A 25,604-nucleotide genomic window follows, 5' to 3' on the forward strand; every position below is an offset into this window, starting at 1 on the left:
ACAAATTTCGTGGATTTTTTTTATTTTTTTCAACAAATTCTGAAATGTCATTTGAACCTTTTAGAAATTAAAGTGTACTTATTTTGAATTGCAATTCGAATAGCATGAAATAGAATATTAATTTTTATTGAAAATGAAACAAATATGAAACAAATAAGCCAGTTAATTATTATGGTATTGATAATGCAAACAGCAATACTTAATGCTCAAACTCCGGAAGAAATATTTTCGTTTGCGAAAGTTTCGAAACCGCACGAATATTATATTCAACAAGCCGAATTGTGGTGGAAAGTCCTTGAAAAAGACCAAACTAATGCCGATGCATGGTATAATTACTATCGCTCGAATAGAAATTGCAAAGGAACCTACAAAGACATAAATGGTTTTGATGGCAAAAAAAATGATGGCTGGACAAATGAAAGTCCATATTTGAAAAAGCTTGATGACATTTTGGAATTGGTAGAAAAAAATGTTCCTAATTCGTTCACTTATTACAGATTAAAAGAATATGGCGATCCTGAAGAAAGGCTTGAACATCTGCTTAAAGCTATTGAATTGAATCCGAAAGTTCCGGAAGTATATGAAGGAATAGTAGTTGGCTACGAAATGCAATGTAATTTTGCTAAGAGAAAGGAATTTAACGAAAAAATGTTTAAGTCTAACTGGATTTCCCCTGGATTTATTTCGTACAATTACAATGTTTTGATGTCGATGAAACCAAATAGTATTCTCCTGACTTTTGGAGATAATGACACATTTCCAGTTTGGCTTTTGCAAGATGCACTTGGAATTAGAACAGATATTATGGTATTTAATGTTAGTTTGCTGACAGATGTCGATTATCAAAAAATGATCCTTGAAAAAAGTAATATCAAACCTTTAGGAAAAAAATACGAAGACGGCTCAGTAAGCGAAAATCAAAGCGAAATTATTGATTATATTATTAAGAACAAGCCAAAAGAACAGTCCTTGTATATTGGTTTAACGACATGGAAATACCTAAAAGAATATGAAAACGATTTATATCTTCATGGCCTTGTTATGGAATATTCCGACAGCAATATTGATAATATGGCATTTTTAATAAATAATTTTGAGAACATCTATAGAATGGATTACATTTCCATGCAAAACTATTATGATATTAGTAAAGAAAAAGTTGAGCATATGAATCTAAACTATCTTCCGGGAATAGTCAAGCTTCACGAACACTATAAATTGAGTGGTGCAAGTCAAAAGGCCGAAAAAGTTAAAGCACTTGGTTTGTTCATTGCTGAAAAAGGAGGCGAAAGCTGGAAACAAAAAATGTTGGAGGAGTTAAAATAATTTTTTAGTTTAGATTGAATTTTCGTAGGAATTCTTTTAAAATAGTAAAATTAAATAGTCCCAAAAAAATAATGAGTTCTGAAGAAATGAAGAATTTTACAGACGAAAAACTAATTGAGATATACAAAATGTCAAAAGACAGTCGGAGCAAAAAAGCATTCGACTGTCTGTATTTGAGATATTTGCAGCCGATTACAAATTACTTTTTCCTTGCTTTAGACAGAGATAATGAAAAGGCAAAAGACTTTTTTCACGATTTGTTTCTTAAAATATTGGAAAAGCCCGATGTCTTTAATACAAAACAGAAATTCAAACCATGGATTTATCGAGTAGCTTCGAATATGTCGAAAAATCATTTTAGAAGCAAAACTGTAAAAAACAAATATAATGAGCATTTAAAGTACACAGAAACAGCACATTATGATTTAGACCTACAAGAGCAAAAGCTGAATGACCATATTAAAAATTTAAAATCGGAACAACGATCATTAATTGTTCTAAGATTTAAGTTAAACTTGAGTATAAAGGAAATTGCCGAAATATATGAATGTCCTGAAGGTACAATAAAATCGCGACTATTTTATACAATAAAAGAACTTTCTAATCAATATAATAAGATGCTGAAAATTTGAAATTATGAAAAAAGAAAAAAACACTGAGAAAATATTCGATTTGCTGGAGGATTATAATTTTGAAGATTTAGCTCAGGCGGATATAGAAATTGTATTGCAAGAAATGTCTGTCGAAGAGTACAAAAATCTTCGTTCTACAATTGAAGACACAAAGGTACTGCTCGATAAAAAAACCAAAATTTCATTAAAATTGAAAAAACCAAAATTTCACAAAATTTTAAATTATCGTATGGAAGCCTATAAAGTAGCTGCTACGATTTTAATAATTTTTGGCATAGCTTATATTTTCTCGCTTTCGCAAAATCCGGAAAAACAAAATATTATGGCATTAGTTGATACAGTCTTTGTTGAAATTACTGATACAATTTTTTCGGAAGTGAAAGATACAGTTGTGATAATTAAAGAAAAAATTATTTATAAAAATGAACCAAAAAACCAATTGGCATATGTTACCGTTCCATCCAAAAAACCTGATTACAATCCGGATTGTAACATAAAATTGTGTGCTTCGGATATAGAAATTTTGTCGGAATTAAAAACAAAAAATGATATTGTAACTGACAGCTCTTTACGAGATTTTTTAGTAATGTTGGAAACTACTCACTAAGCCATCTTACTGCTTCTTCCTCTGTTGAAAAAATCTTCACCTAACCGATTCGTTTATTCACTTGATTCCCAAAAAGAACAGATAATGCGGCACTTAGTGGGTCGTTAATAATTATTGCCTGCTTTTTTCCTTTTAGTATATCCTTAATTTTGTAAAGAAAATCGCTGATTAAATCAACATCATCTATTTCACTATCAAACATTGCATTTCTGTAATCAGAAAGCAAATTATACTTTTGTTTTGTGAATTCTTCTTTGCTCAACAACTCTTCCCATGCAATTCCAATGTCATTTTTATCAATATATCCCTGATGTCGATATCGAAATATTTTTAAATCATTATCAATTTTAAGCGAATATTCATTTTTCATATATTTGTTTTTTACACTTCGATCGTACGTCAATAAATTGCGAAAGTTAAGATTTTAATATTCTTTTAACTGACTTTAAATGCAAAATGTGATATAGACAGAAATAACCAAATCCTTTTATTAAAATTAATACCTATTCATTTTTTTATTCTTTTTGTAATTCTTTATCATTTTCCCAAAATCCATATCCTTTTTTCGCTTTTCGGCTACGGTAGATTCAAAATGGTCTTTTTCACTTTGCATTTTCAGGAAATTTTTATACAATGATTCGTTTAATTTACCAGCTTGCAGGGCTGCTAAAACCGCACAATCTGCTTCTGTTGTATGTGTGCAATTTTTGAATTTGCATTTTTTAGATAGCAGGGCAATTTTTTCGAATGTTTTTTCTATCCCATCGGTTGAATCTGCAATTCCAATTTCTCTCATTCCAGGATTGTCAATTAGAATTCCGCCATTTTCGAGAACTAATAACTCACGATGACTTGTTATGTGTCGTCCTTTATTCGAACTTGTACTAATCGTATTCGTTTTCATTAATGGTTCGCCTGAAAGATTATTTATAAGGCTTGATTTACCTACTCCTGACGAACCTAATAAACAGTAGGTTTTGCCTTTTTCTAAGCTCTTTTTAAGTTTTTCTATTCCTTTTTGGTTTTCATTGCTTATAGCGATTATTGGTACTTGCTTTATTCTTTCCTGAACAGAAGTAATCAAATTTGCTAATTCAGTGTCATTTACTAAGTCTATTTTATTGAGAATGATAATTGGCTTTACTCCGGATGTATAGCAAATTGTTAAGTATCGTTCTATACGGTTGATATTAAAATCTCTGTCAACAGCTTGTACAATAAAGGCGTAATCGACATTTGTTGCTATAATTTGTTTCTCAGTTTGTTTCCCTACAGCTTGCCTTTCAAGAATAGTTTTTCTGGGAAATACAGAATGAATAAGTGCCTTATTTTCATCGTATTCAGAAATTGCAACCCAGTCGCCCACAGCCGGCAAATCGCTTCTATCGTGTACCGAAAACCTCAAATTCCCAATTATTTCTCCATCGTATTCTTTTTTAGTAGTTTTTACAACATATCTTTCTTTGTGTTCTGAAATAACCCGCCCAAGTCCAAATGACTCAAGTTGTTGATTTTTTCTGTGATTTGCAAAATCTGCATCATATCCTAAGTCTTCATATTTCATTTCATTAAGCTTTAGTTTTTCAAATTCATCCAATCCGGAGCTTGAGCCGGAGTGGGTTTCTTTCCATAAAACAAATTGTCCATTAATAGTGCAAAACGCCTGAATATGACTGAGTTATTAATCCCCCATCTAATTACATTATGAAACATATTATTCGGATGAGAGAATGGACAGACTGACATGCATTTACCACAATCGGTTCCGCTGATGCACCAATATTTAAAACATGCATCCATATTTACTTTCCATTTTTTTACTCCATTGTGATTTTTTTGCTCATCAAAAGGAATGGCAGCTGTAGGGCACACATCAGCACATTTTTTACAGTCATTGCAAAAATCTATAATTGAACTATTTGTGGTCTTTTTGTCAGAAATAATTGGCAAGTCGGTTGTAACTACCGATAAACGAACTCTTGGTCCAAGGTATGGAGTTATTAATAGTCCGAGCCTTCCGATTACTCCTAATCCGGCATCTTCAGCAATGGGAGTGCACAAAACCTCATAATTTCCATCGATATGAGCTTTTGCACTGTAACCAAGATTTCTAATAAATGACGAAATTGTTACTGCAATAACTGCTGCATTAATATATTGCTCGGAAGATTCTAAAACTGTTGGAGCACCAGGAGCTGCTGACATCATATCCCTATCCATTTCCACTGTGAAAACAATTGCATATTTGTGCTTGTTTTTTACTTCATTACCATAATTTTTTTCTCTCCCTCTATAACTGTATAAATGATGTTTTTTGAGTTCAGTAATACCAACATTAATTGCCCCTAATTTTTTCGACCAGTTTTTAATATAGTATGTAATTTTCTCAGTATCAACTTTCTCTTTGTGCTCAGAAGTCTTGCCATCAATATCGTCATAGAGTAGTTTTATAAAATTAAAACATATTTGAGCAGTTTTGAAAATTACATTATTATACTCAGTTGAGCCCTCTGCCAACAAGCCGGGCTTACTTCTGAAATCTTCATCAGGTTTAAGATTTGATGGATTATCTTTATAATAGTTTTCAAATCTTTCGCTACCTTTCTTCAAAAGCATTCTTGAGAAAACAATATCTCTTTCATCAATTAAGGAATTTGGTTTTCCCATATCCGACATTTTCTTTTTGCCTGTAGGAATAAAAAGGACTAATAGAAAAAAAGACGTAACAGAAACCAGTATTAAGATATATATCTCAACATTGATTATTGCAAGAAAAACGAAAGGAGCAGAAAGAATTATGCTGCTAATTAATGAAACTATGGTAGCTCTTTTTTGTTTTTCTTTGATTGAAATAAAAGCTACAAGCACAAAAAACAGAAATAGAATTGTTCCGATACTAAATGAAATATATTGCATCACAAATTATCAAATTAGGGTGTAAAAATAGAAAATATTTATTCTATGCCCTATTTTATTAGCTTTTATATTAGATCAATTCCTATTTCCAACTTGACTTGGTTTTACAAAATACCCACAGCTCTATTTATTTTGCGGGATTTTCATAATGATTATGGAAGTTGCAATACTGCTGCCTCTTCCATTTTGGTTAAAACATCTGGCCTTAAGTCTTTTACTTTCAGTAATGAAAAATGGACCAGTATATAATTTAGCGTTTTCATCAGGGATACTTCCATCAAGAGTATATCTTACGTTTGTTATACCTGTTGGGTTGATGATATTAATTTTTTCACTGTTATCAACAAAAATTGTGTCCGGTATAATTGGGTGAGGAATCCGGTAATTTGTTTCTAATTGGTCATATCTCATGTATTGTTTATCAAGTCTATTAGAAAAATCTGCAAAATCCTTTTGCTCTTTATTTGTCCAGCATATTTCTGATAGGGCACTAATTCTTGGCATCAGCATGTATTCCAAATGCGATTCATCTTTAATAAATTCTGTCCACATGGTAGCTTCAGCGCCTATAAAATAAGAGTGATATTTCTGCGGGATAGTGTCTGGTGTAGGATCGAAAGAATACACTTTTTCGGTGTTTGTCCAACAATAGGATTGCCCGAAAGGTTCCATTTTCTTGTGTTTTTTGTCAACATATATTCCATCGAAATACAGGTATTGATATGGCGACATAATTGCATTATGCTTTTGTTTTGCAGCTTCGATTCCTGCTGAAGTCCCCAACCATGATTGCAATACAGCATTTGGAGCTATACCTCCTTCCATAATTTCACTCCAGCCTATTAAAGTTTTGCCTTTCGAATTAATGTATTTCTCAATCTCAGTAATAAACCAACTTTGCAATTCATGTTCGTTTTCAAGTCCTTCCCTTTTGATAACATTTTGACATTTTGAGCATTCTTTCCATCTGTCTTTAGGGCATTCATCACCTCCGATATGAATATATTTGGAAGGAAATAATTCAACCACTTCATCAATTATATCTTTAATAAAAACAAATACAGAATCATTCCCTGCACAATATACATCTGCAATAACTCCTGGCCTTTGCAATACTTCGAAAGGACCACCGGTGCAACTCAGGTTCGGATAAGAAGCTAAAGCAGCTGTTGCGTGTCCCGGCATTTCAATTTCGGGAATTACCTCTATGAATCGCTCTTTTGCATATTGAATTATTTCAAAAATTTGTTCTTGTGTATAATATCCTTGAACAGGAATGGTATCGTATTTTTGTTCTTTCCAACTTACATCGTGGTTTAAAATCAAAGTGCCTTTTCTTTTTGAACCAATCTCAATTAATTTCGGATATTTTTTAATTTCTATTCTCCAGCCTTGATCTTCAGTAAGATGCCAGTGAAACTTATTCAGTTTATGGTAGGCCATATAATCAAGATATTTTTTAGTGAATTCGACTGAAAAGAAATGCCGACAGGGATCTAAATGCATCCCTCTGTAGGCATACCTCGGTTTATCGAAAATATTGACAGCAGGAAGAATTAAGTCAAAATTTTTGGATTCCTTTGAATATATTTCTACTGGTAATAATTGCAGCAGTGTCTGCACTCCATAAAATATACCTGCAGAAGTATTCGCCTTTATAAGTAAGTTGTTTTCTGACGATAAGGTATAGCCTTCTTCACCCAATAGAGTATCAGGTTCATTATTTAGTATTAAATGTATTCCTTCCTCTGAGGATGCATTTGTAACAATGGCAATTGAAGCTCCTTGAACACTTGTTTCGATTCGTTTTTTTAAGTATTTAGCAACTCCTTTAAGTTCATCATTCGTTTCGTTTACATAAATTTTAGTCGATTTAGAAATAATATAATTATGCCCAAGTTCAACAATTGATTGTGGTTTTGGGATTATTTCTGCTTTCAAAACCCCTACATGATGTTTGCTCTCTTTACATGAAAGAAGAATAAAAATCAGACTAATTGCTGTTAGTGTAATATTTTTCATTGCCTTTTGTAATAGATTAATTCTATGTAATACTAACCATTCAGAAATCTTCAAATTTATTGTTTTTATTCAAATCATAACACAATTTTATTATACAAAGTTTTTATTTGGATCTGTAGTAAAATTGGATGCTTTTTTGGGAGGAGGCAAATGCTAAGTAGGTTTGATTATTGGATTTACTGAGTTCCATCAAAAATATTTTCAGTTAGCAATTTATTGGTTTTTATGATTAAGCTATTTTTATTATCACTAATCACATTTATTAAACGATAATCATCACCATTGATTAGATTATTAAATCTCCATTTATATTGTGAGATAGTTTTAACATTACCGCAATCATACCACCATGTTGAATAAAGAATATCATTATCCTTTTGTAGTTCACTATAATAGACTTTGTTTTTGTTTGTTGAAATTATCTGTTCTTTAATTACTTTATATCCACTACCTTTCCAACAAATGATAGGAGAGTGGTCGGCAGAATAAAAACTTGCTGCAGGTTTAATGTATATCAAGAAATATTCATTTGTTAGTTTTAGAACGCTGTGCTCCTCTATTGAACTAGAAAAATCTTTTGAGAAATAATCAAGCGAAATAATATCCGGTTTTGCATTTTCCTTTGAACCTAAATTAGTAAAGCGGTAGAGAGAGAGAAGAAACAACAACACAAAAACTAAAGAAATAAAAACAAGTCCATTAAATTTTGAATCATATCCATTAGTATTCTTTTTCTTACTTGTCGGTAAAATTTTTACTACGTACCATAAGGGCAATACAACATAAACAATGAAACAGATTATGCCGATGAGCTCATGTGAAAATGTATCAGGTGGTGATTGAAACAATGTTATCAGTATGATTCTGGCTAAATTTGATATTACCACCAGAATATATGATATTGATAAAGATAGTACTATAAATGAAATATTAATCTGACCTTTTTTCTTATGTTGATGATACGTAATAAATATCAATGTTATAAACATTGACAATAAAACCATTTTCAATCCCATACATTCAGAATCAACATGAAATTCATTTTTCCCAATTAGAATAATGTTCCCAGAATAATTGAAATCACTATTAATGAATTGAAGGATATTCGTAGCAATTTTAGTTAACCATAATCTTATCTCAAAGCCAACTACCTCAGATAAAAAAATTGCAACCGGTGAGACAATTATTACGAAAAACAAAGGGATAGAACTTAATTTCCCATATTGAAATTCATAAATAAAAAATATGGAACAAATGAATGCGAAAAAATATATTGAGCTAAGCTTTAGAAAAGGATATAGAAGGAAAAGTATAATTGCAATAATTCCGTATCTAATGGACTTCGTATTATCTTGTTTCTTTATTACAAATGGCAAAACCAACAGTAATAACAGAAAATTAAAGTCAAACCTTACATAAAATGCAAGCTTTTGAAATGCTAACAGAACGAATATGGAAATTAAAGCTATGGTTATGAATAGCTTGGTTTTTACAAAAGTGGTTAAGCTTATTTCCATTTCACAAAGTGTAATGTCTTTTTCTTGAAGAATACGAAAATTAGAATTCCAATAAATAAAAAGATTAATAACCATTCCCCAGGTTCTGGAACTGCTCCAGAAGATTTAACCGATGCATTTTTTAGGCTATTTTCATTTTCAGGTATATCAAATCTTTCATAATCCTTTTTTGTTTCAAGTACTATTAGACTTGAAACAGGGCTTACAACGTAAGCTTCATTTGCTATCTCTACTAAATCATCGATATATTCCTTATTTTTATTGAAATAATTCCGCCCCATCTGTTTCATAATGGTATTATATGCAAAAAGTCTCAATAAGTGGTCTGGTGCTTTTGGTTGAACTTGGTTTGTGTCCTTATGAATACTTATACCTGCTATATCCAGATTTATTGTTGACGAATCTGTGTTATATTGATAAAAATATTTCTCATTGATGATTTTTGATAATTCAGATATGTCGCCAGAATGAAAATTAATTATTTGAAATTCTTTTAATGACTTTAAATATGGCGATGTTATTTCGCCAAATTGAAAGAGGTTTACCTTTTCATCGATTGAATTTATCTTTTTAATGAGTTCGCTTAAAAAATCACTACCTTCTAAATCAGATAAGTTTGGCGAAAGTTCTGTAGATTTAGAAATAACAAGTGAGTTATTCCAATCAGAGATTTCATTAAATGGAAACAGACTAAAATTTTTGCTGCCAATTACTTTGTAAATTTCAGCTTCATTTTCCTTGTTCAGCTTCATGAGTTTATCATGATGTACGAATATCTGTTTTTCGGAAAATATTTTCAGCAACTCATTATATTCTGATTCTGTCCAGCTTTTATTCACATCTAAATAAATGTTTTCAGGATTAAATTTATATATCTGCTTATCAATTTCTTTTATTGCATATGAATGTTCATTAAAAAAGAATTCATTTTTAGATAATTCGGTAGCCTGACAAGACACTTCCCAATATGGCCTGAACTTTCCATTATAAACAAAATTGTTTCCCAGTCCTTTATTAAATCCATTCGGCACTTTAATATTTTCAATATCATTTTCTGATTCAAATACAAGCTGACTTGTTTCCAATATATCATGTGTTACAGGTCCATCAAAATATACATTTTGGAGCGTTAATATATCATCAAGCTTTTCAAGAGGTGTTGTGATTCCAATTTTGAATCTCCTATTTTCTTTTGGAGTGCAAGGAAAAACTGTTACAGTTAGGGTATTTCCTTCTTGCCAATGCAACAAAGCCGGGTCTCTTCGTTCAACACCAACAATGCTAACATATGCGCTATCAGCTTTTGATTTTGTCGTTAATCGGGATTTTTCTTCTTTTCCGTCAATCCAAAGTGACAATGAAGTGGCCACAGAACCTTCCGGTAAATAAAAAGTAAAGGCCGCTTCCTGTTGGTTATTTTCCCATTGACTATAGTTCTTTACTGTAATTATTTTTTCTGAATAAGCTAAACGATAATCCGGGAAAATTTTAATGTTATTAAGAACCTCAATTGTACCAATATTTCTTCCTGACCATAATTTTCTCTGAGCTAAATGTCTTGCATTAAATTGTGATTTTAAGATTTTTACTCTGGTATCTCTATCAAGATTAATGTCGCCAAGAATAGCTAATCCAATATTCACCAGAGGGTCGTGCCTTTTTACTTCATCAAATATTGTATTGCCCCAAGCTCCCCACATATTTTTAAAAGTGTCATATGCTAAATTTCCTTTTATAATTTTCTGGGAAAATTTATCTGTTGGCATATCCTGACAAAGCAAAATCCATTCTGGCAAAGTATTATCTGGCCTGGTAATGATTGATGAAGTTGATTTATGAATTTCGTTTTTGAAATTACTCCATTGAAATAGAAAAACTATGGTTATGGAAATTGGAATTATTATTCCGGAATAAAACAGTGCTTTTTCAGTTTTCGATTTTTTCAGTTTGGCGTAGATAATTATTGTTGATATTGTTATTAAAAGTGGGATTAATAAATGAATAGTTAATCCGAAAAACATCAGGCCGATTATTGATATATGATAAATGGGAGCTAAATAAACAGCAAAATAAGTTGTCATAACTATGCCTGCTCCAAGGAAAAAGGAAATAGGGTATCTAAGAACTTTTGGTATTTTTTCGATATAACATATTCCAAGAAAAGAAATGTAGAAAAGAATTAAGTAAACCTTTACCCAAAGAGTAAATTGCGCAAATATTACAATCGAATTGTTTAATGTAAATGAGCTAATTGAAAAAAGAACCAATGAAACAATTATTAGTCTCCTATCAATTTGTCTGAATCTAAAAAACGGCCTGTTATTTATTAGAACAATTAAGAAATATCCAATTGAAAAAATGTAATTAACGAAAAATTCTCCACTACCTTCAAAGAAATCTCCATTTACACTGCGTTTTAAACTTGTTAATACTAAAACTACTAGCATTACAGGAATTAATATTAGTCCTGCATTTAATAATTTACTTTTTGATTGTTTAGGCTTCTCCATGATATTATATTTTCAAATCAAAACGTCAATTTATTAGTAGTTGGTGTTCATTCATTCAATTATTTAACCTTTCTTAACGAAATCATTCACTCAAATTGCGATATGTTCTATTTTCAGATAGAGGAAATAAATTAGGAATATTAGAAATTAGGTTTACAGTTCTCTCAATTTCATTTGATAATTTTCTTAGTTCTTTTTTCATAAACTTTGCGTACTTCTGAATGTGAGTTTAATTTGCCATTTTCTGCATCCGATATTCCTTTTTCAATAGATTTTCTTTCTGCATCTGATATTTTGATCCACCAATCTTTTGTTTGGTCTTTTCTAATATCTAATATTTTTTGTATTAAAGAACTATCCTCCAAAGTTACCCAAACATATTTTCGTCATTCTATCCTTTTTTATATTCCGCTTGTGGCTCCGCTGCCATACTTAACTTTTCTTCTGCTTCTCCAACTGTTACCTGCCCATTCATTAGCATAGGCAATAACCAATCTCGTAGAGCGGTGAGTTGTTGGTTTTGCTTCATATTTATTAAAATCTTTTCCATTGAAGGACTAACAGTTTCATCAAACTGCTCTATCAAATCATTATTTGGAATGACAAATTTAAGTTCTCGAATTTTATCTTGTGATAAATTATCTCTTGCAGAACCTGAACTTAAATTGACCAAATATTTATATAAATCTTCAAGACCAAGTTTAGTAAATGTGTGTGCCCAGCATAAGCGTATGCGGACACCTACCTTGATGTTCAAGAAATATTTCAAAAATAGAAATATTTTTTGAAAATAAAAATTGATATTCAATTTGGGTAGGCATTAAATATTTCCAGAGAGTGAAAGTCTCTTACAGGCTGGGTTGGTGAAGCCTGTTAGTAAGTCGCAAGGGTGGTAGCTGCGAAGCTACATCTGAAGGAAGCGAGACTACAAAATCCGGTACTGACGAACAGAAACAGTATATGAGGCTGTTTGAAATGGATAAGCAAGCACATCTTTGCAAAGCCTCTGACCAACAAATTTCAGATAGTAGATACTGAAGGCATCGGAGGAAGGAAAGCGTTTTTACCTGGGGAGGTCTCGGAATAGATTAGTTTTCTATGAGCCGAGAAGTCAGCAGAAGTCATATTAGGTATGGAATACGAGCCGAACCCTAATTATTTAGTGTTGGTATGTTTGCACGTGTTCAGAGCAAACGCATGAAAAAAATTAAAGTAAGTAGGTTTGTTATTTGATTAAAATACAATCCATTACAAATTGCAAAATTGCATTTAGGTTTTAATAAGGTAACAAGCTCAACCTTACTACTTTATTACTATCTTATATTTGTGGCTGTAATTAAAATACTTGCAATCATGCAATTAACTATTTATTTTTTCACTTTTAATAAAATGGAAAATTATTATTATCTTTAATATATATTATTGTTTTCATACGTTTGCCCTGGAACGGGTTTGTTTGATTTTAATAATTCATTATAAAAACCTATATTTCTCCAAAAATGTAAAATTGTATTATGCTGACATTCATTTATTTGCGACTTTGCACCTTTGCGAAAAATAACTGTTTCGTTTTTTTCAGGCCGGATTTAATGAAATCAAAAATGAAAAATTAAGCCTTTACATTCAAGTCAATAAAAAACAAACAAGATTATGCCAGTTAAAAATACTACACAAGCAGTAAAATTCGGAACTTTTCTGGGAGTATTTACGCCAAGTGTTTTAACTATACTTGGTGTGATGATGTATCTAAGATTTGGATGGGTTTTAGGAAATCTTGGTTTACCGCTGACCTTACTCACTGTGGTTCTTGCAAGCTCCATCACTTTTATTACAGGTTTAAGTGCATCTGCAATTGCCACCAACATGAAAGTTGGAATTGGTGGTGAGTATTATATGATTTCCAGAAGTTTGGGGATTCAACTTGGCGGAGCAATAGGAATACCTTTATTTCTCTGTCGGACTTTGAGTTTAACATTATATGCCTTCGGATTAGCCGAATCCATTGCTCCATTTTGGCCAGCAGACTGGGGAGTTCCTCCTGTTCAAATAATGGCAGCACTGATTATTATTTTTGCTACTGCCATTGCCGGCAAAAGCGCAAACTTTAGTTTAAAAATGCAGATACCGATTATGGTGGCTGTAGGAATAAGTGTAATAGCACTTTTTGCCGGAGTTTTCACAGGAGATTTCAATTCTCCTGAAATGGTGCCAAATTATCAACGATCTGCACCTGAAGGATTTTGGTTTGTTTTTGCAGTGTTTTTCCCTGCTGTAACAGGTTTTACTGCCGGAATTGGAATGAGTGGCGACCTGAAAGATTCGAAAAAATCAATACCACGAGGAACAATATTAGCTGTGATAACCGGAACAGTAGTTTATCTATTAATTTTATCGGCTTTGTCGGTAACATCGAAAGTAGATGGTGAAATGTTGGCAAAAATAGATGCTTCGACTCCTCCAATTTGGTCAAAGATAGCCTTTTTTGGTATGGTATTAGTCTATCCCGGACTTTGGGGAGCAATACTATCTTCGGCATTCGGAAGTATCCTCGGAGGCCCAAGAGTCTTACAAGCATTGTCGCTCGATAAAATTGCACCAAAAATTCTGGGACGAACAAGCAGGACAGGCCAGCCAACTATTGCTACCTGGGTAACGGGAGGAATTGCATTATTGGCTGTTACTCTTGGAGATCTGAATGCTGTTGGCCGCTGGGTTACGATATTTTTCCTGACTTTGTATGTCGCAATCAATTTATCTGCGGTTATTGAAAAACTCGTTGGAGATGTTTCATACAGACCTACGATTAAGGTTCATTGGAGCATTTCTCTAATCGGCAGTATAGGAGCAGGAATAGTGATGTGCCTAATCAATCCATTAGCTTGCATAGTTGCAATTTGTTTGGAATTGACAATATATTTTTATCTAAAAAGAAAAGCTTTAAAAAGCAGTTGGGGAGACGTGAGGGCAGGACTGTGGGGTTCGATTGCAAGACTTGCATTGATGAAACTGAAAGAAAAAAATACTCATGCAAGAAATTGGCGACCGAATATTCTTTTGTTTTCTTCAAATCCGACACGATTGATGAGATTGACCAGAGTTGCAAATTGGTTTAATCAAAATAAAGGTATTGTTACTGTTTGTAGAACTTTGGTTGGAGAGTTGGGAGATACAACAGTGAATACCACCCAGATACAATCAGATATGGAACAGGAATTAGTTAATCAGAAAATCAATGCATTTCCAGAAGTTCATATTGTCCCAAATTTCGAAAACGGAATTATCGGTATTATTCAGGCAAATGGTTTTGCAGGAATGCACTCGAATACCGTAATGTTTGGCTGGACAAGCGGTGCTGAGCGTATTCAAAGATTATTCAGGATAGTCAGAACTGTTTCGAAAATGAAAAGAAACAGTATTCTGGCATATGTTCCTGAAATGGAAAAATCATCTACTCACAATCGGATTGATGTTTGGTGGAGAGGAATGCAAAAAAATGGTGATATGATGTTACTTTTTGCTCATTTGTTAAATGCAAATACTGCATGGAGACATGCGAAATTATATGTTCGAACAATAGTTTCCAGCGAAGCAGAAGAAAGCACAATGAATGAAAAGTTAAAAACCCTTATCAGCGAATCGAGAATGGCGGCAGCAAGTGATGTAATTTTGAATAAAAATAATGAAAATGTTACTGAATTAATGCAGCGAAAAAGTAAAAATGCAGATATTGTTTTTGTGGGATTAGCACTGCCACAATTAAATGATGAAATTGAATTTGCAGAAAAATTAGATAATCTCGTTACCGGTTTTAAAGCTACCATTTTAGTAAGAAATGCCGAGTCAACACAGGGAGAACTAATTGAATAATAGGAAACTATTAAATTTAATGATGATAAATAATAAAGAAATATATGGAATTTTTTGTAAATGCTAATGTTAGTGGCAACTTATTATGAGAAAACTATTTTTAATTTTATTGTTAATGCAATGGATATTCTCTTTTGCTCAAGAGAAATCATTTTTTGAAAAGGTGCAGGCTCAAAATGATAGCATTTGATCAATCATTCTAAAGTTAAAATATGATTCAACTAAAGAAAAGTTTGGATTTGTTGATAAGAATGACATATACATCATTGAACCTCAATATAGATGTGCTACAGAATTTATTGAATGTATTGCACTCGTTTCAAAGCGAGATAAAAAAAGTGGACCAAATAGAGGAAAAGCAAAAGATAAGTTTTACATAAATAAGAATAACGAAATAGTAATTGGACTTAGACTGGAGAATAGGCTCAAATGGGAAAACAAAATCAAAAGTAGCCCTCCCAGCCCCTAAGAATATAAAAGCAGAGACAAACTGCTAGGCCGGGCACAATTTTGATGAAAAATCAGGATTGAACACAACTTGATTTCAATAAAAGTGGGAGATAAAGTTTTGCTATGCACTAATCAAAGGCTTTTGTTGTTCTGTTTAGGTAGAGAGAGAGCTATTTTAAAATTATTACTTGTCCCAAAAATGTTTAACTAATTTTTTTTCTCATAATTGTTATCTATAAGAATTAATTGAAGGCTCGCACCTAATACCTAATATTGAACATCCTTTGGTTATTTGAAAATTGAAAGATTATGATTCAGCATGAAGATAAATGAAATACTATAAGAATGTAGTTAATTGAATCATAAGAAAATAAAATATCTCGTGATTTGGTGAGTTATTGATAATATTTAAATTTTATAATTATGACTCGAAATAGTAAAAATGAATTAACAGATAACGAAAAACGAATAATTATTAATAAAGGAACGGAGATGCCTTTTACAGGAAAGTATAATAATTTTAAAGAAAAAGGAACATATATTTGCAAACAATGCGGCAGCTCTTTGTATAATTCTACAGATAAATTTTCATCGAATTGTGGCTGGCCAAGCTTCGATGATGAAATAGAAAATGCTGTAAAAAGAATTCCCGATTCGGACGGAAAACGCACAGAAATTGTTTGTGCAGAATGCGATGCACATCTCGGGCATGTTTTTCTTAACGAGGGATTTACACAAAATAATATGCGTCATTGTGTAAATTCAATATCCTTAGATTTCGTACCTGAGAAAGAAAAATTTAAGACAGCAATATTTGCTGGAGGATGTTTCTGGGGTGTAGAACATTTTTTCAAAAAACAAAAAGGCGTAATTTCGGTTGAATCAGGATATATTGGTGGAAGTATAGAAGATCCAAATTACGAAATTATATGCACAGGAATGAGTGGACATGCCGAAGCAGTGCAAGTTGTTTTCGATCCTTCATTGACAAATTTTGAAATTCTTGCGAGCTTTTTCTTTGAAATTCATGATCCTAGCCAGTTGAATTATCAAGGGCCTGATTTTGGTGAACAGTATCGTTCAGAGGTTTTCTATACTAACGAAAATCAAAAAAATATTGCCAATAAGCTTATAAAAATCTTGCAAAATAATGGATACAATGTTGTTACTAAAGTAACACCGGCAGCGGAATTTTATGTAGCCGAAGACTATCATCAAAATTATTATGAAAGAAATGGAGCATTGCCTTATTGCCATGTTTATACCAAGCGATTTTGAATATAAGCTTACTGATTTAAAACTATTTATAAATTGAAAAGCCAACATTCAATAATTATAAAACAATTATTAATAGTTAATGAGTTGTTCTTTAAGAATCTGTTTCAAAAACTATTCATATTTCAAAGTATCAACAGGTTTGGTTTTTGAAACATTGTTGGCTTTGTAGCTTGAGATAAGCAGAGTAATCAGAATAGCGATGGTTCCTGCAATGACAAAAATCCACCATTCGATGCTTGTTTGAAATGCAAATTCCTGAAACCAATTTTTTATCATTAAATATCCTAAAGGAATTGCCAGAGAATTTGCAATAATTATCAAAATGATAAATTCTTTTGATAATTCTTTAATAATATCATTTTTCGATGCACCGAGAACTTTTCGTATTCCCACTTCTTTTGTGCGTTTTTCAGTAAAAAAGGAGGTTAACCCAAATAGTCCTATACTTGAAATTATTAAAACCAAAATTGAAAGTATTCCAGACAGTTTGCCAAGTTTTTCTTCACCAACATATTGGTCATCTAATTCTTTGTCTAAGAAAAAATACTCAAAAGGTCTGTGAGCCACAAACTTATACCAAAGTTTTTTCACCTCTTTAAGTGCTTTCTGATTGTCGTCTGTTTGAAATCTGATGGCGATATATCTGGTCATTGCATTGTTTTTATATTCTTTCGGAATAAGGTCTAAAACGAAAGGTTCTATTGAATTATGTAAAGAAGTTTCGTTGAAATTTCTAAAAACTCCTATCACTTTCTCCTTTCCAAGCATGGATTGAAAAGTTTTCCCAATGGCATTTTTATTGCTTCCCCATCCAAGATGTCCTACCATCGCTTCATTTATTATAATTGCTTTATAATCGTCCTTTTCAAACTTCTCATCGTAGTCTCTCCCTTCCACTATTTCTATGTCGAATGTTTTTACAAAATCGTGTCGGACAGCAAGAGCCGGATAAAACTGCCATTCGTCTTCCGGTGTGCCTTCTGGCCTGAATTCGTGAGTATTATGATCTCTTCCAATAATGTCGTTCATGGCTGTAACGTGCATTATGTTCGGTACTTCCAGGAGCTTTGATTTGAATTTTGAATATTCCAAAATCAGATTGCTTTTGTAAATTGGAAGGATAACTATATTTTCTTTTCGAAAACCTAAATTTGCTGAACGCATGAAATTCAATTGTTTGAAAATCATTATTGTTCCAATTATTAAGGCTATTGAAATAGTAAATTGAACTATTACTAAAAGTTTACGAGTAAATCCTGTTTTTACTTCATTTATAAGTTTTCCTTTTAGAACATTTGCTGGCTGAAAAGTAGAAAGATAAAATGCCGGATAAATTCCTGAAACTATTCCAATTAAAAATCCTAATGAAATTAATGGGATTAAATTCCTGGTTTCGAGCAAAATGCTTATTCTGAAATCTTTATTTAGAAAATCGTTGTAATACGGTAATAGTAATTCTACCATCAAAATGGCGATAAAGATTGCAGCAAAACTGATAATCACAGCTTCAAAAATAAATTGAAAAATCAATTGTGAACGGTAGGCTCCTACAACCTTTTTTACTCCAATTTCTTTGGCACGGTGGGCAGAAGAGGCAGTGGCAAGATTCATGAAATTAATACAAGCAATTATCAGTAAAAAAAGTGCAATTAATCCTAAAATGTATATATAAATTGCATAGCTGTTTGGTTCAATTTCATAGTCGAGATGTGAATTTAAGTGAATAAGCGAAATGTTTTGCAGATTGAGTGAAATATTGTCTTTCTCTGCATCTTCAAAGTATTTTCTAATGAAGTTTGGAAACTGACTTTCCAAGTCTTCTTCTGCTACATTGTTGTTCAAAAGAACATAGGTCCAACAAGGATTCCACACCCAAGTTGTTGGCAATTTGCCTCTATACATGTATCGTGCAGACGACATTGAAACCAAAAAATCGTAGCGAAAATGCGATTGGGTAGGAGGGTCTTTTATCACACTCCTTACGGTATATTTATAGTAATTATCAACAATAATTGTTTCGTCTATAGGGTCTATATCACCAAAATATTTTTTTGCCATACTTTCGGTAATAATCATCGAAAACGGATCGTCTAAAGATTTTTCGCCTTTGCCGCTTAAAAATTCTATATTGAATATGCTGAAAACCGTAGAATCTACAAAAAATAGTCTGTCTTCAATTTCTTTCATTCTGTCATATTGTATAATGACTTTAGGAAGCTGAAAATTGAAAAATCTAACGTACTCTTTTATCAAATCGGGATACTCTTTTTTTAAGATAGGACCTAATGGAAATGGCTGACTTGAAGGTTTTTCTCCAACTCCATCAAAATTATATTCTCCAGCAATTCTGAATATTTTTTCATAATTCTGGTGATGTTTATCATAGCTCAATTCATCGAAAATATACAAGGATATTAATACAAAACTCGCAATACTGATTGCTAAACCAAAAATGTTTAGCAAGGCATAGAATTTTTGTCTAATTATTATTCTTATTATATTTTTAAAACTTCCAACTATCATATTTTGCAAAAAAACCTTGTTTATTTCACACTAATTATACCATATAAATTAAACAAATACAACTCAAATACTTATGTGCAAATACTTTTCATTTTAGTAAGTTTCTTTGTTCGATACTAAATAATTAATTGTCCGAATATGAACATTAATTATTAGCCGGATACAATAATATAGAATTTGAACTTAGCTTGATTTGATAACCTTCGCCCGGCTCCATATTCCCAATATTATTAACTCCCCATGCAGGCCAATAAACCAAACCTGTTTCATTTTTCACAATAATAATATTTGAACTTATACTGTTTAGCATGCTTTCTATGGGTGCAGCTTGCAAACGCAGATATGCAACCAGATTCCAACCTTGTAATAAATTTATTGGAAAACTTTCTGGAAATATCATCGAACCACTAATAGTCAGTATATTAGAATTTGACATTTTTATTTGATAGCCATCGCCTATTATTAATTCTCCAATATTATTAATATTATAGAGAGGCCAATAAACCAATCCAAGACCGTTTTTAACAATTATCACATCGCTAGCAATAGAAGAAAAAATGCTATCGGCAATTTGATACGATGATTGAATATATGTCGAAAAAATATTCCAGCCTTGTGAAAGTTGAATTTGTTGATTTTGGAAATTTAATGAAACTAATTCTGCAATACCGCTCATTCCATTAACCATAAACATAGAGTTGTTTGGAAAAATTACAGTATTGTAAGTTGCAGTTGCATCGTATTCTTGTCCGTTTGAAACTTCCCAAACTTTCCAATTAAATTCTTCACCGATAGCAAAACCATCGTTTCCTACATCTTCGCCCCATGCTGCGAGCGATGTTGTGCTGCCTTCCCAAATTGTGTATCCTCCACACACCAATGTTCCAATAGAATCGTAGAAAACTCCAAGAAAACTTCCCGGTGAGATTGATACTCCTGAAATATTTATATTGGTATTATCTGGAATTAAAATGGTATGATTTGTTCCGGTTACGGAGTATGTCCAATCAGGAAGTAAAACTTTCAAGGAATCTATTCCGCTCATTCCATTAGGTACATAAGCTTCACTATTTGGAAACATGCTAGTGTTATATATTGCTGAAGCGCCGTATTCCATTGCTTCTGAAGCATCCCAAATTCGCCAATTAAAAATTTCGCCATTTTCAAAACCATCGTTCCCAACATCTTCGCCCCATGCGGCAATTGAAGTAGTTGTTCCTAACCACTGCGTATATCCTCCGCATAAAAGTGTACCGAGCGAATCGTAAAATACTCCAATATAATCACCAACTGCAATTGGCGAATTGTTTATAATAATACTTGTATTTTGGGGAATTAAAATTGTATGATTCTCTCCTGTAACTTCATATGTCCACGCAGGGCTGATTGCTGGTGAAAAAGTAATATTTATATCATCGAAATTTAGGCAACCATTTATGTCTGTAATAGTTACAGAATAATTGCCTGTCGCATTTGCTGAAATATTTTGGCTTTGATGTCCTGTATTCCAAATATATGAACTAAAGCCTAAACCTGCATTTAGAGTTAATGTTTGTCCTAAAACCAAACTTGTATCTGCACCAATAAATACTGTTGGTAAAGGATTTACAGTTATCATAATATCGTCAATTTCAGTATTTCCGAGCGAATCGGTAACAGTTACATAATATGTGGTTGACGTATTTGGCATTACTATAGTGGAGGGCAAAGTATCGTTGTTGCTCCAACTGTAATAATATGGCGGATTCCCACCAAAAACAGATGCAGACAATACTGCAGAATCGCCCATACAAATATCTTTATCGATACCGGCATTTACTAAAAGTGGATTAACGCTGCTAACAATTTCTACAGTATAATCGTGAGTTTCACCATAAGTGAAAGTTGCACATGGATCTGCGCTGCTTGCAGCATAATTTACTCTAACTCTCATTCTGTGAGAACCACTGGTTACTAACATTGGGACTGTGAGCGAGGTAGAATAATTAGTATTCGATAAGCTTAAATAAAAATCTGTAATTAAAAGTTCCGAAGCCTCAAAGAGATAATTATTATTGAAATCTACCCATAAAGACAAATATTGGTTAGCATAGCCGGTTGTTACATTTATAGTATATGTTTGACCGGTAATTAATGAAGTAGATAAATTAGTATAATCTCCGTATCCATTTGTGCTACACCCTGTTGAGTGATTTATTGAATCAAGCTCAAAATCTTCTATCCCATCTCCATAACTACAATTTGCAGTTGGTTGGCAATATGTTAAAGGTATGTTCTCAACTGAATAAAAAATTGTATCATTAAAATGAAAAGTATCAGTAGGCAAATTTGTAAAAACCTTAAAATCATATTGTCCAATTGCTGATAAATCGGCAGTAGTATTAAAAGTATAAGTTAAAGTATTCCCTGAAAGTATCACTGTATCAACTAATTCTGTAACAACAGTAGAATTATTAACTAAATAATTTATATCAAAATTTGAAACTGGATTACTTCCAAAATTCTTTATTTCAACTTCAACAATTTCATTTGAACCTAAACTTATATAACTAATCGGAGAATTTACGGCAGTTACTCCAATATCAATATCGGGAACTACAATTGGAGGAAAAACAATATAATCAACATATGCACAATCGCTACCCGTTGAAACCGAGCCGTCTTTATCATATACCCATTTCAGAGTGTGATACCCACTGCTAATTGGAAAGCTTACATTTTCCCAACTTAGTTCTCCTGCCCAATGATCAAGCATAATATTGTCGATATAAAATTCTAAATAATCGTATGATGTTTCTGAAGATACCTTTCTGAAAAATGAGATACTATCGCTTGTTAAAACATAAACTGAAAGTTCAAATTCTGAGCTTTGAGAATCGCTAATATCACCGGATTGAATAGAATATAATCCATCATATGATTGGTTTAATGTAATAAACCATGGCAAATCGCCACCTGTTTGCCAAAAAAACTGGTTCAAATTGCTTGTTTCCCAGTTTTCAAAAATAAGCCCAATTGATTTTGCAAAATCTTTTTGATGTGAATAATTTCCTGAATTTACATTAGCTTGAAAATTCACAATTGTTGGAATAATAGCATTTTGGTTCACACTAACACTGAAAACGGCATTTACCGTCTGTAAGGCAGCAAGGTTTGTAAAGATAACAGAGCTTGAAACTATATTTATATCAATACTTGAACTCGACAATGTGCAAGTTGTATTTAGTGCATTGCTGTTTCCAATATTTGCTATCGGAACAATAATATCAACAGTTTCGCCCGGATCTAAAGCTCCATTGCTATTTCCGTTTGCATCTGAAACAACAATATTCCCAATATTTAGTTCGGGTGCATTTGCTGAAATTGAAAAACTACTTGTCCATGTACTGTCCGGGTTTGTAGCAATAATTTCAAAATTGATTATATGTTCATTAGGAACAGAATCCGATATTTGAAATGCAAAAGCATCAGTTATTCCAACAGTAGAATTTGCAGAAATTGTTCCATAAAATTCTAACGAATCTAAAATATTTATATAATTATCAGATGATGATAATGTACAATTGACAGAATTTGCCGAATCTAATCCCACATTTTTTACATCTACCTTCAATAAAATTAATTCATCGAAATCAGCATTTCCATCAGCATTTCCAAAATTGTCGTTAATTAAATAAGATTCATAAGTAATATACGGTCCTGCCGGAGGAATAATTATAACCGATTCAGAATATCTATAAAAATTTTGTTTGGTTACGGTAATTCTTAAATCTCCTCCCGGAATTTGTGGTGAAATAGAAATTGCAAGAGGCAAACCTGTACCTTCAGCTACAGCCAAAATTTCATCATTACGAGTTAAAGCAATTGTAGCTCCTGGATTGGCTGTAACAGTAAAAAAGGTAACACCACTATATAAAGCTAAATCGTGAGAAACAGTAAGCGACTGAGGTACTTCAGAGTAAACTGTAGTGAAAGCATCCCCATGATGATGAAACAAATGATAAGTAACTGCCTTGCTACTTGAGTTGTATGGAAATGCAGATGCCTGCAAATAATATTTTCCTGACATATTTGCAAAGCAGGGCATCAACGTGTGTTCTCCTGTATATCCATAACCAGGATCAAAATCAGGCCACATATAGTCATACATTCCCCAAACAAAGGCATCGTTTACAAAGGAATATGAATTTGCAGTGGCAGCAATTATACCTAATGCACCATACTGATGCCTATGAAATGCTTCAGCAAAACATTCAGAGCTGGCATCGAATGCACCTGTTTGACAATTTATTGAAAATACAAAAGTTGGGTCGATATTATATAAATTACTAAGGTCGCTGTTGTGATAGCTTGGGTCTCCCCATCCTGTTGTGCCTCCATGGTCGCGGTGTTGTGTAATGAATGCTCCATTGTTTATTGCTGCATTAATTCCGGCAGCATCTCCGGTCCAGTCGGTTAAGTAAGATGGTAAATTTGGAATATATGACAATCCGTTTGGTCCGAAATAATTAACAACCATTCCGGTATTCGAGTTTGTTGACCACGAAGCAGGTGCGGAACTTGTACCGGAATATTCTCTTACGGGAGTTTTCCCTAATTCATTTTCGAGAAAACCATATAAAATTTCTGTGCACATTATAAACCACCTATCAGATTGCCAACCTCCTGCAATCAACGGATTTTTATAATAACTATTTGAAATTGGGGGCTGCCTTTCGTAATCTAAAAACTTCCCTACCATAGTAGCAAGATGTGTAGAATTTTGTGCAGTAATTCTTGCGAATGCTATATCCGGCAGGTTGTCGCCATCTACATCTGCATAAATATTGTCGGAGGCACAATAGCTGTTATATTCCGGCGAAATAATTGTGCTTCCTGTAGTTCCATAGTCGCCAAGCAAAAGTACTGCCACCGGCGGAATTGTCCAATTATTATAGGCATTGTTTATATAATTTTCAATTAATGTTGTTGAGTTCCCACCAATTTGAGTTGTTGTAATTATTCCGGTTTTTATCCCTTGCTGAATTCTCCAGTTTTTTATCGAATCTGCCCATGATAGAAAAGCGGCATCGTCTGGTGCAATTATCAGATATTCAAAATCTTGTGTTGTATTTGTACTATAAGAAATTTGGCTTGAAAAATCAATCGGTGGCAATGAATTATAATTCAAAATATGACTACTCAATATAGGCTCGAACCATCTGTTTCGATAACGATTGTTGCCGAATTGTCCGTTCCCTCCATGAAATGAAACTTCAACAACAATATCTCTGTAAATCAACAATCTTTTCGAAACCGGATTGTATTGAAATGGTGTAATCCCAAGCATAACAACATCCACAGCACGAATTTTTTTCTTTTCAGAAAGCTGAATATTTTTTTTAGGGTAAAAACTATTGTCCTCATAAATAGAATTATCTTTAATATATTCAACAGGATTGTTGTCTGTAACTAACGGAATTCGTTGAGCTGGAAGCAAATCTATATTTTCAAGGGTATCAATTCGCATCGAAATAATATTTATACTGGCATTAGAATTTTCAGGAATCGCAATATATCTTCCATTTCCCGGAATATCAGGGGCACCTTCGTTGTTTGGCAAAAAACTTCCCGGTAACTGTAGTTTTTGCATACTGTCCCCGGCTACAATAAAATCTTCGAGAAAAAATTCATTTATCGAAAAAGAAACTATTGCACTTGCCGAGCTTTCTTGTTTTATAGAAAATCCTTGTGTTGCCCAACTATCTTGATATTGAATTGTTTGAACCTGAGCTGCGACATTAAAAATAAATGTAAAATTTAGTAACAATACTAAAATAGCTATTATCGTTTTGTTATTTAAGCATTTCATATTCATATCATTAATATATTAAATTTAACTCTACGAATATAGGGTTTTTATGTTTGTTAATTTGATTTTGGTTTTAAAAAATAAAAAGTCTGATTTATTAGAGGT

The 25,604-nt window shown here is 32.5% G+C and carries 15 protein-coding genes; 5 read left to right on the forward strand and 10 right to left on the reverse strand.

The window, feature by feature from the left end:
* The first annotated feature begins 144 nt into the window (after positions 1-144).
* The 3 genes from HN894_02660 (at position 145) to HN894_02670 (ending at position 2,565) form a co-directional block, all read left to right on the forward strand.
* Entirely contained in the window at positions 145-1,326 is a 1,182-nt protein-coding gene (locus HN894_02660) for a hypothetical protein (GenBank protein ID MBT7142213.1), read from the forward strand.
* 71 nt (positions 1,327-1,397) lie between these two features.
* On the forward strand, positions 1,398-1,958 hold the full coding sequence (locus HN894_02665) for a sigma-70 family RNA polymerase sigma factor (GenBank protein MBT7142214.1): 561 nt from the start codon (positions 1,398-1,400) through the stop codon (positions 1,956-1,958).
* Between the two features lie 4 nt (positions 1,959-1,962).
* Positions 1,963-2,565 (forward strand): hypothetical protein, encoded by a 603-nt coding sequence (locus HN894_02670; protein MBT7142215.1) that lies wholly within the window; start codon positions 1,963-1,965, stop codon positions 2,563-2,565.
* A 40-nt stretch (positions 2,566-2,605) separates the two neighbouring features.
* Here the strand turns inward: HN894_02670 and HN894_02675 are convergent, their stop codons facing one another.
* From HN894_02675 to HN894_02710, 8 genes are all read right to left on the reverse strand, one after another.
* Positions 2,606-2,935, reverse strand: a complete 330-nt coding sequence (locus HN894_02675) for a hypothetical protein (GenBank protein MBT7142216.1) — start codon at positions 2,933-2,935, stop codon at positions 2,606-2,608.
* A gap of 126 nt (positions 2,936-3,061) precedes the next feature.
* Positions 3,062-4,129, reverse strand: coding sequence for a ribosome small subunit-dependent GTPase A (gene rsgA, locus HN894_02680; GenBank protein ID MBT7142217.1), 1,068 nt, complete (start codon positions 4,127-4,129; stop codon positions 3,062-3,064).
* Between the two features lie 11 nt (positions 4,130-4,140).
* Entirely contained in the window at positions 4,141-5,481 is a 1,341-nt protein-coding gene (locus tag HN894_02685) for a reductive dehalogenase (GenBank protein ID MBT7142218.1), read from the reverse strand.
* Positions 5,482-5,604: 123 nt separating this feature from the next.
* Positions 5,605-7,503, reverse strand: coding sequence for a family 20 glycosylhydrolase (locus tag HN894_02690; GenBank protein MBT7142219.1), 1,899 nt, complete (start codon positions 7,501-7,503; stop codon positions 5,605-5,607).
* Positions 7,504-7,679: 176 nt separating this feature from the next.
* Positions 7,680-9,020 carry an exosortase N gene (xrtN, locus tag HN894_02695; protein MBT7142220.1) on the reverse strand — a complete coding sequence of 447 codons (1,341 nt, stop codon included), beginning with the start codon at positions 9,018-9,020 and terminating at the stop codon, positions 7,680-7,682.
* On the reverse strand, positions 9,011-11,530 hold the full coding sequence (locus HN894_02700; GenBank protein ID MBT7142221.1) for an XrtN system VIT domain-containing protein: 2,520 nt from the start codon (positions 11,528-11,530) through the stop codon (positions 9,011-9,013). Before HN894_02700 ends, xrtN begins: the two co-directional genes overlap by 10 nt.
* A 170-nt stretch (positions 11,531-11,700) precedes the next feature.
* Entirely contained in the window at positions 11,701-11,895 is a 195-nt protein-coding gene (locus HN894_02705) for a hypothetical protein (protein ID MBT7142222.1), read from the reverse strand.
* Between the two features lie 26 nt (positions 11,896-11,921).
* The gene (locus tag HN894_02710) at positions 11,922-12,299 is read right to left on the reverse strand and encodes a hypothetical protein (GenBank protein ID MBT7142223.1); all 378 of its coding nucleotides are present in this window, start codon (positions 12,297-12,299) and stop codon (positions 11,922-11,924) included.
* Positions 12,300-13,180: 881 nt separating this feature from the next.
* Between HN894_02710 and HN894_02715 the strand changes: the two genes are divergently transcribed.
* Positions 13,181-15,397, forward strand: a complete 2,217-nt coding sequence (locus HN894_02715; protein ID MBT7142224.1) for an amino acid permease — start codon at positions 13,181-13,183, stop codon at positions 15,395-15,397.
* An 873-nt stretch (positions 15,398-16,270) separates the two neighbouring features.
* Entirely contained in the window at positions 16,271-17,125 is an 855-nt protein-coding gene (locus HN894_02720) for a bifunctional methionine sulfoxide reductase B/A protein (protein MBT7142225.1), read from the forward strand.
* Positions 17,126-17,236: 111 nt separating this feature from the next.
* On the opposite strand, the gene HN894_02725 is transcribed toward HN894_02720, so the two are convergent.
* Positions 17,237-19,648: an FtsX-like permease family protein gene (locus HN894_02725; protein ID MBT7142226.1), complete on the reverse strand. Its 2,412-nt coding sequence runs from the start codon at positions 19,646-19,648 to the stop codon at positions 17,237-17,239.
* A 145-nt stretch (positions 19,649-19,793) separates the two neighbouring features.
* Positions 19,794-25,499, reverse strand: coding sequence for a hypothetical protein (locus tag HN894_02730; protein ID MBT7142227.1), 5,706 nt, complete (start codon positions 25,497-25,499; stop codon positions 19,794-19,796).
* Positions 25,500-25,604 lie beyond the last annotated feature (105 nt).

This window comes from Bacteroidota bacterium (genome assembly GCA_018692315.1).
Lineage (GTDB): Bacteria > Bacteroidota > Bacteroidia > Bacteroidales > JABHKC01 > JABHKC01.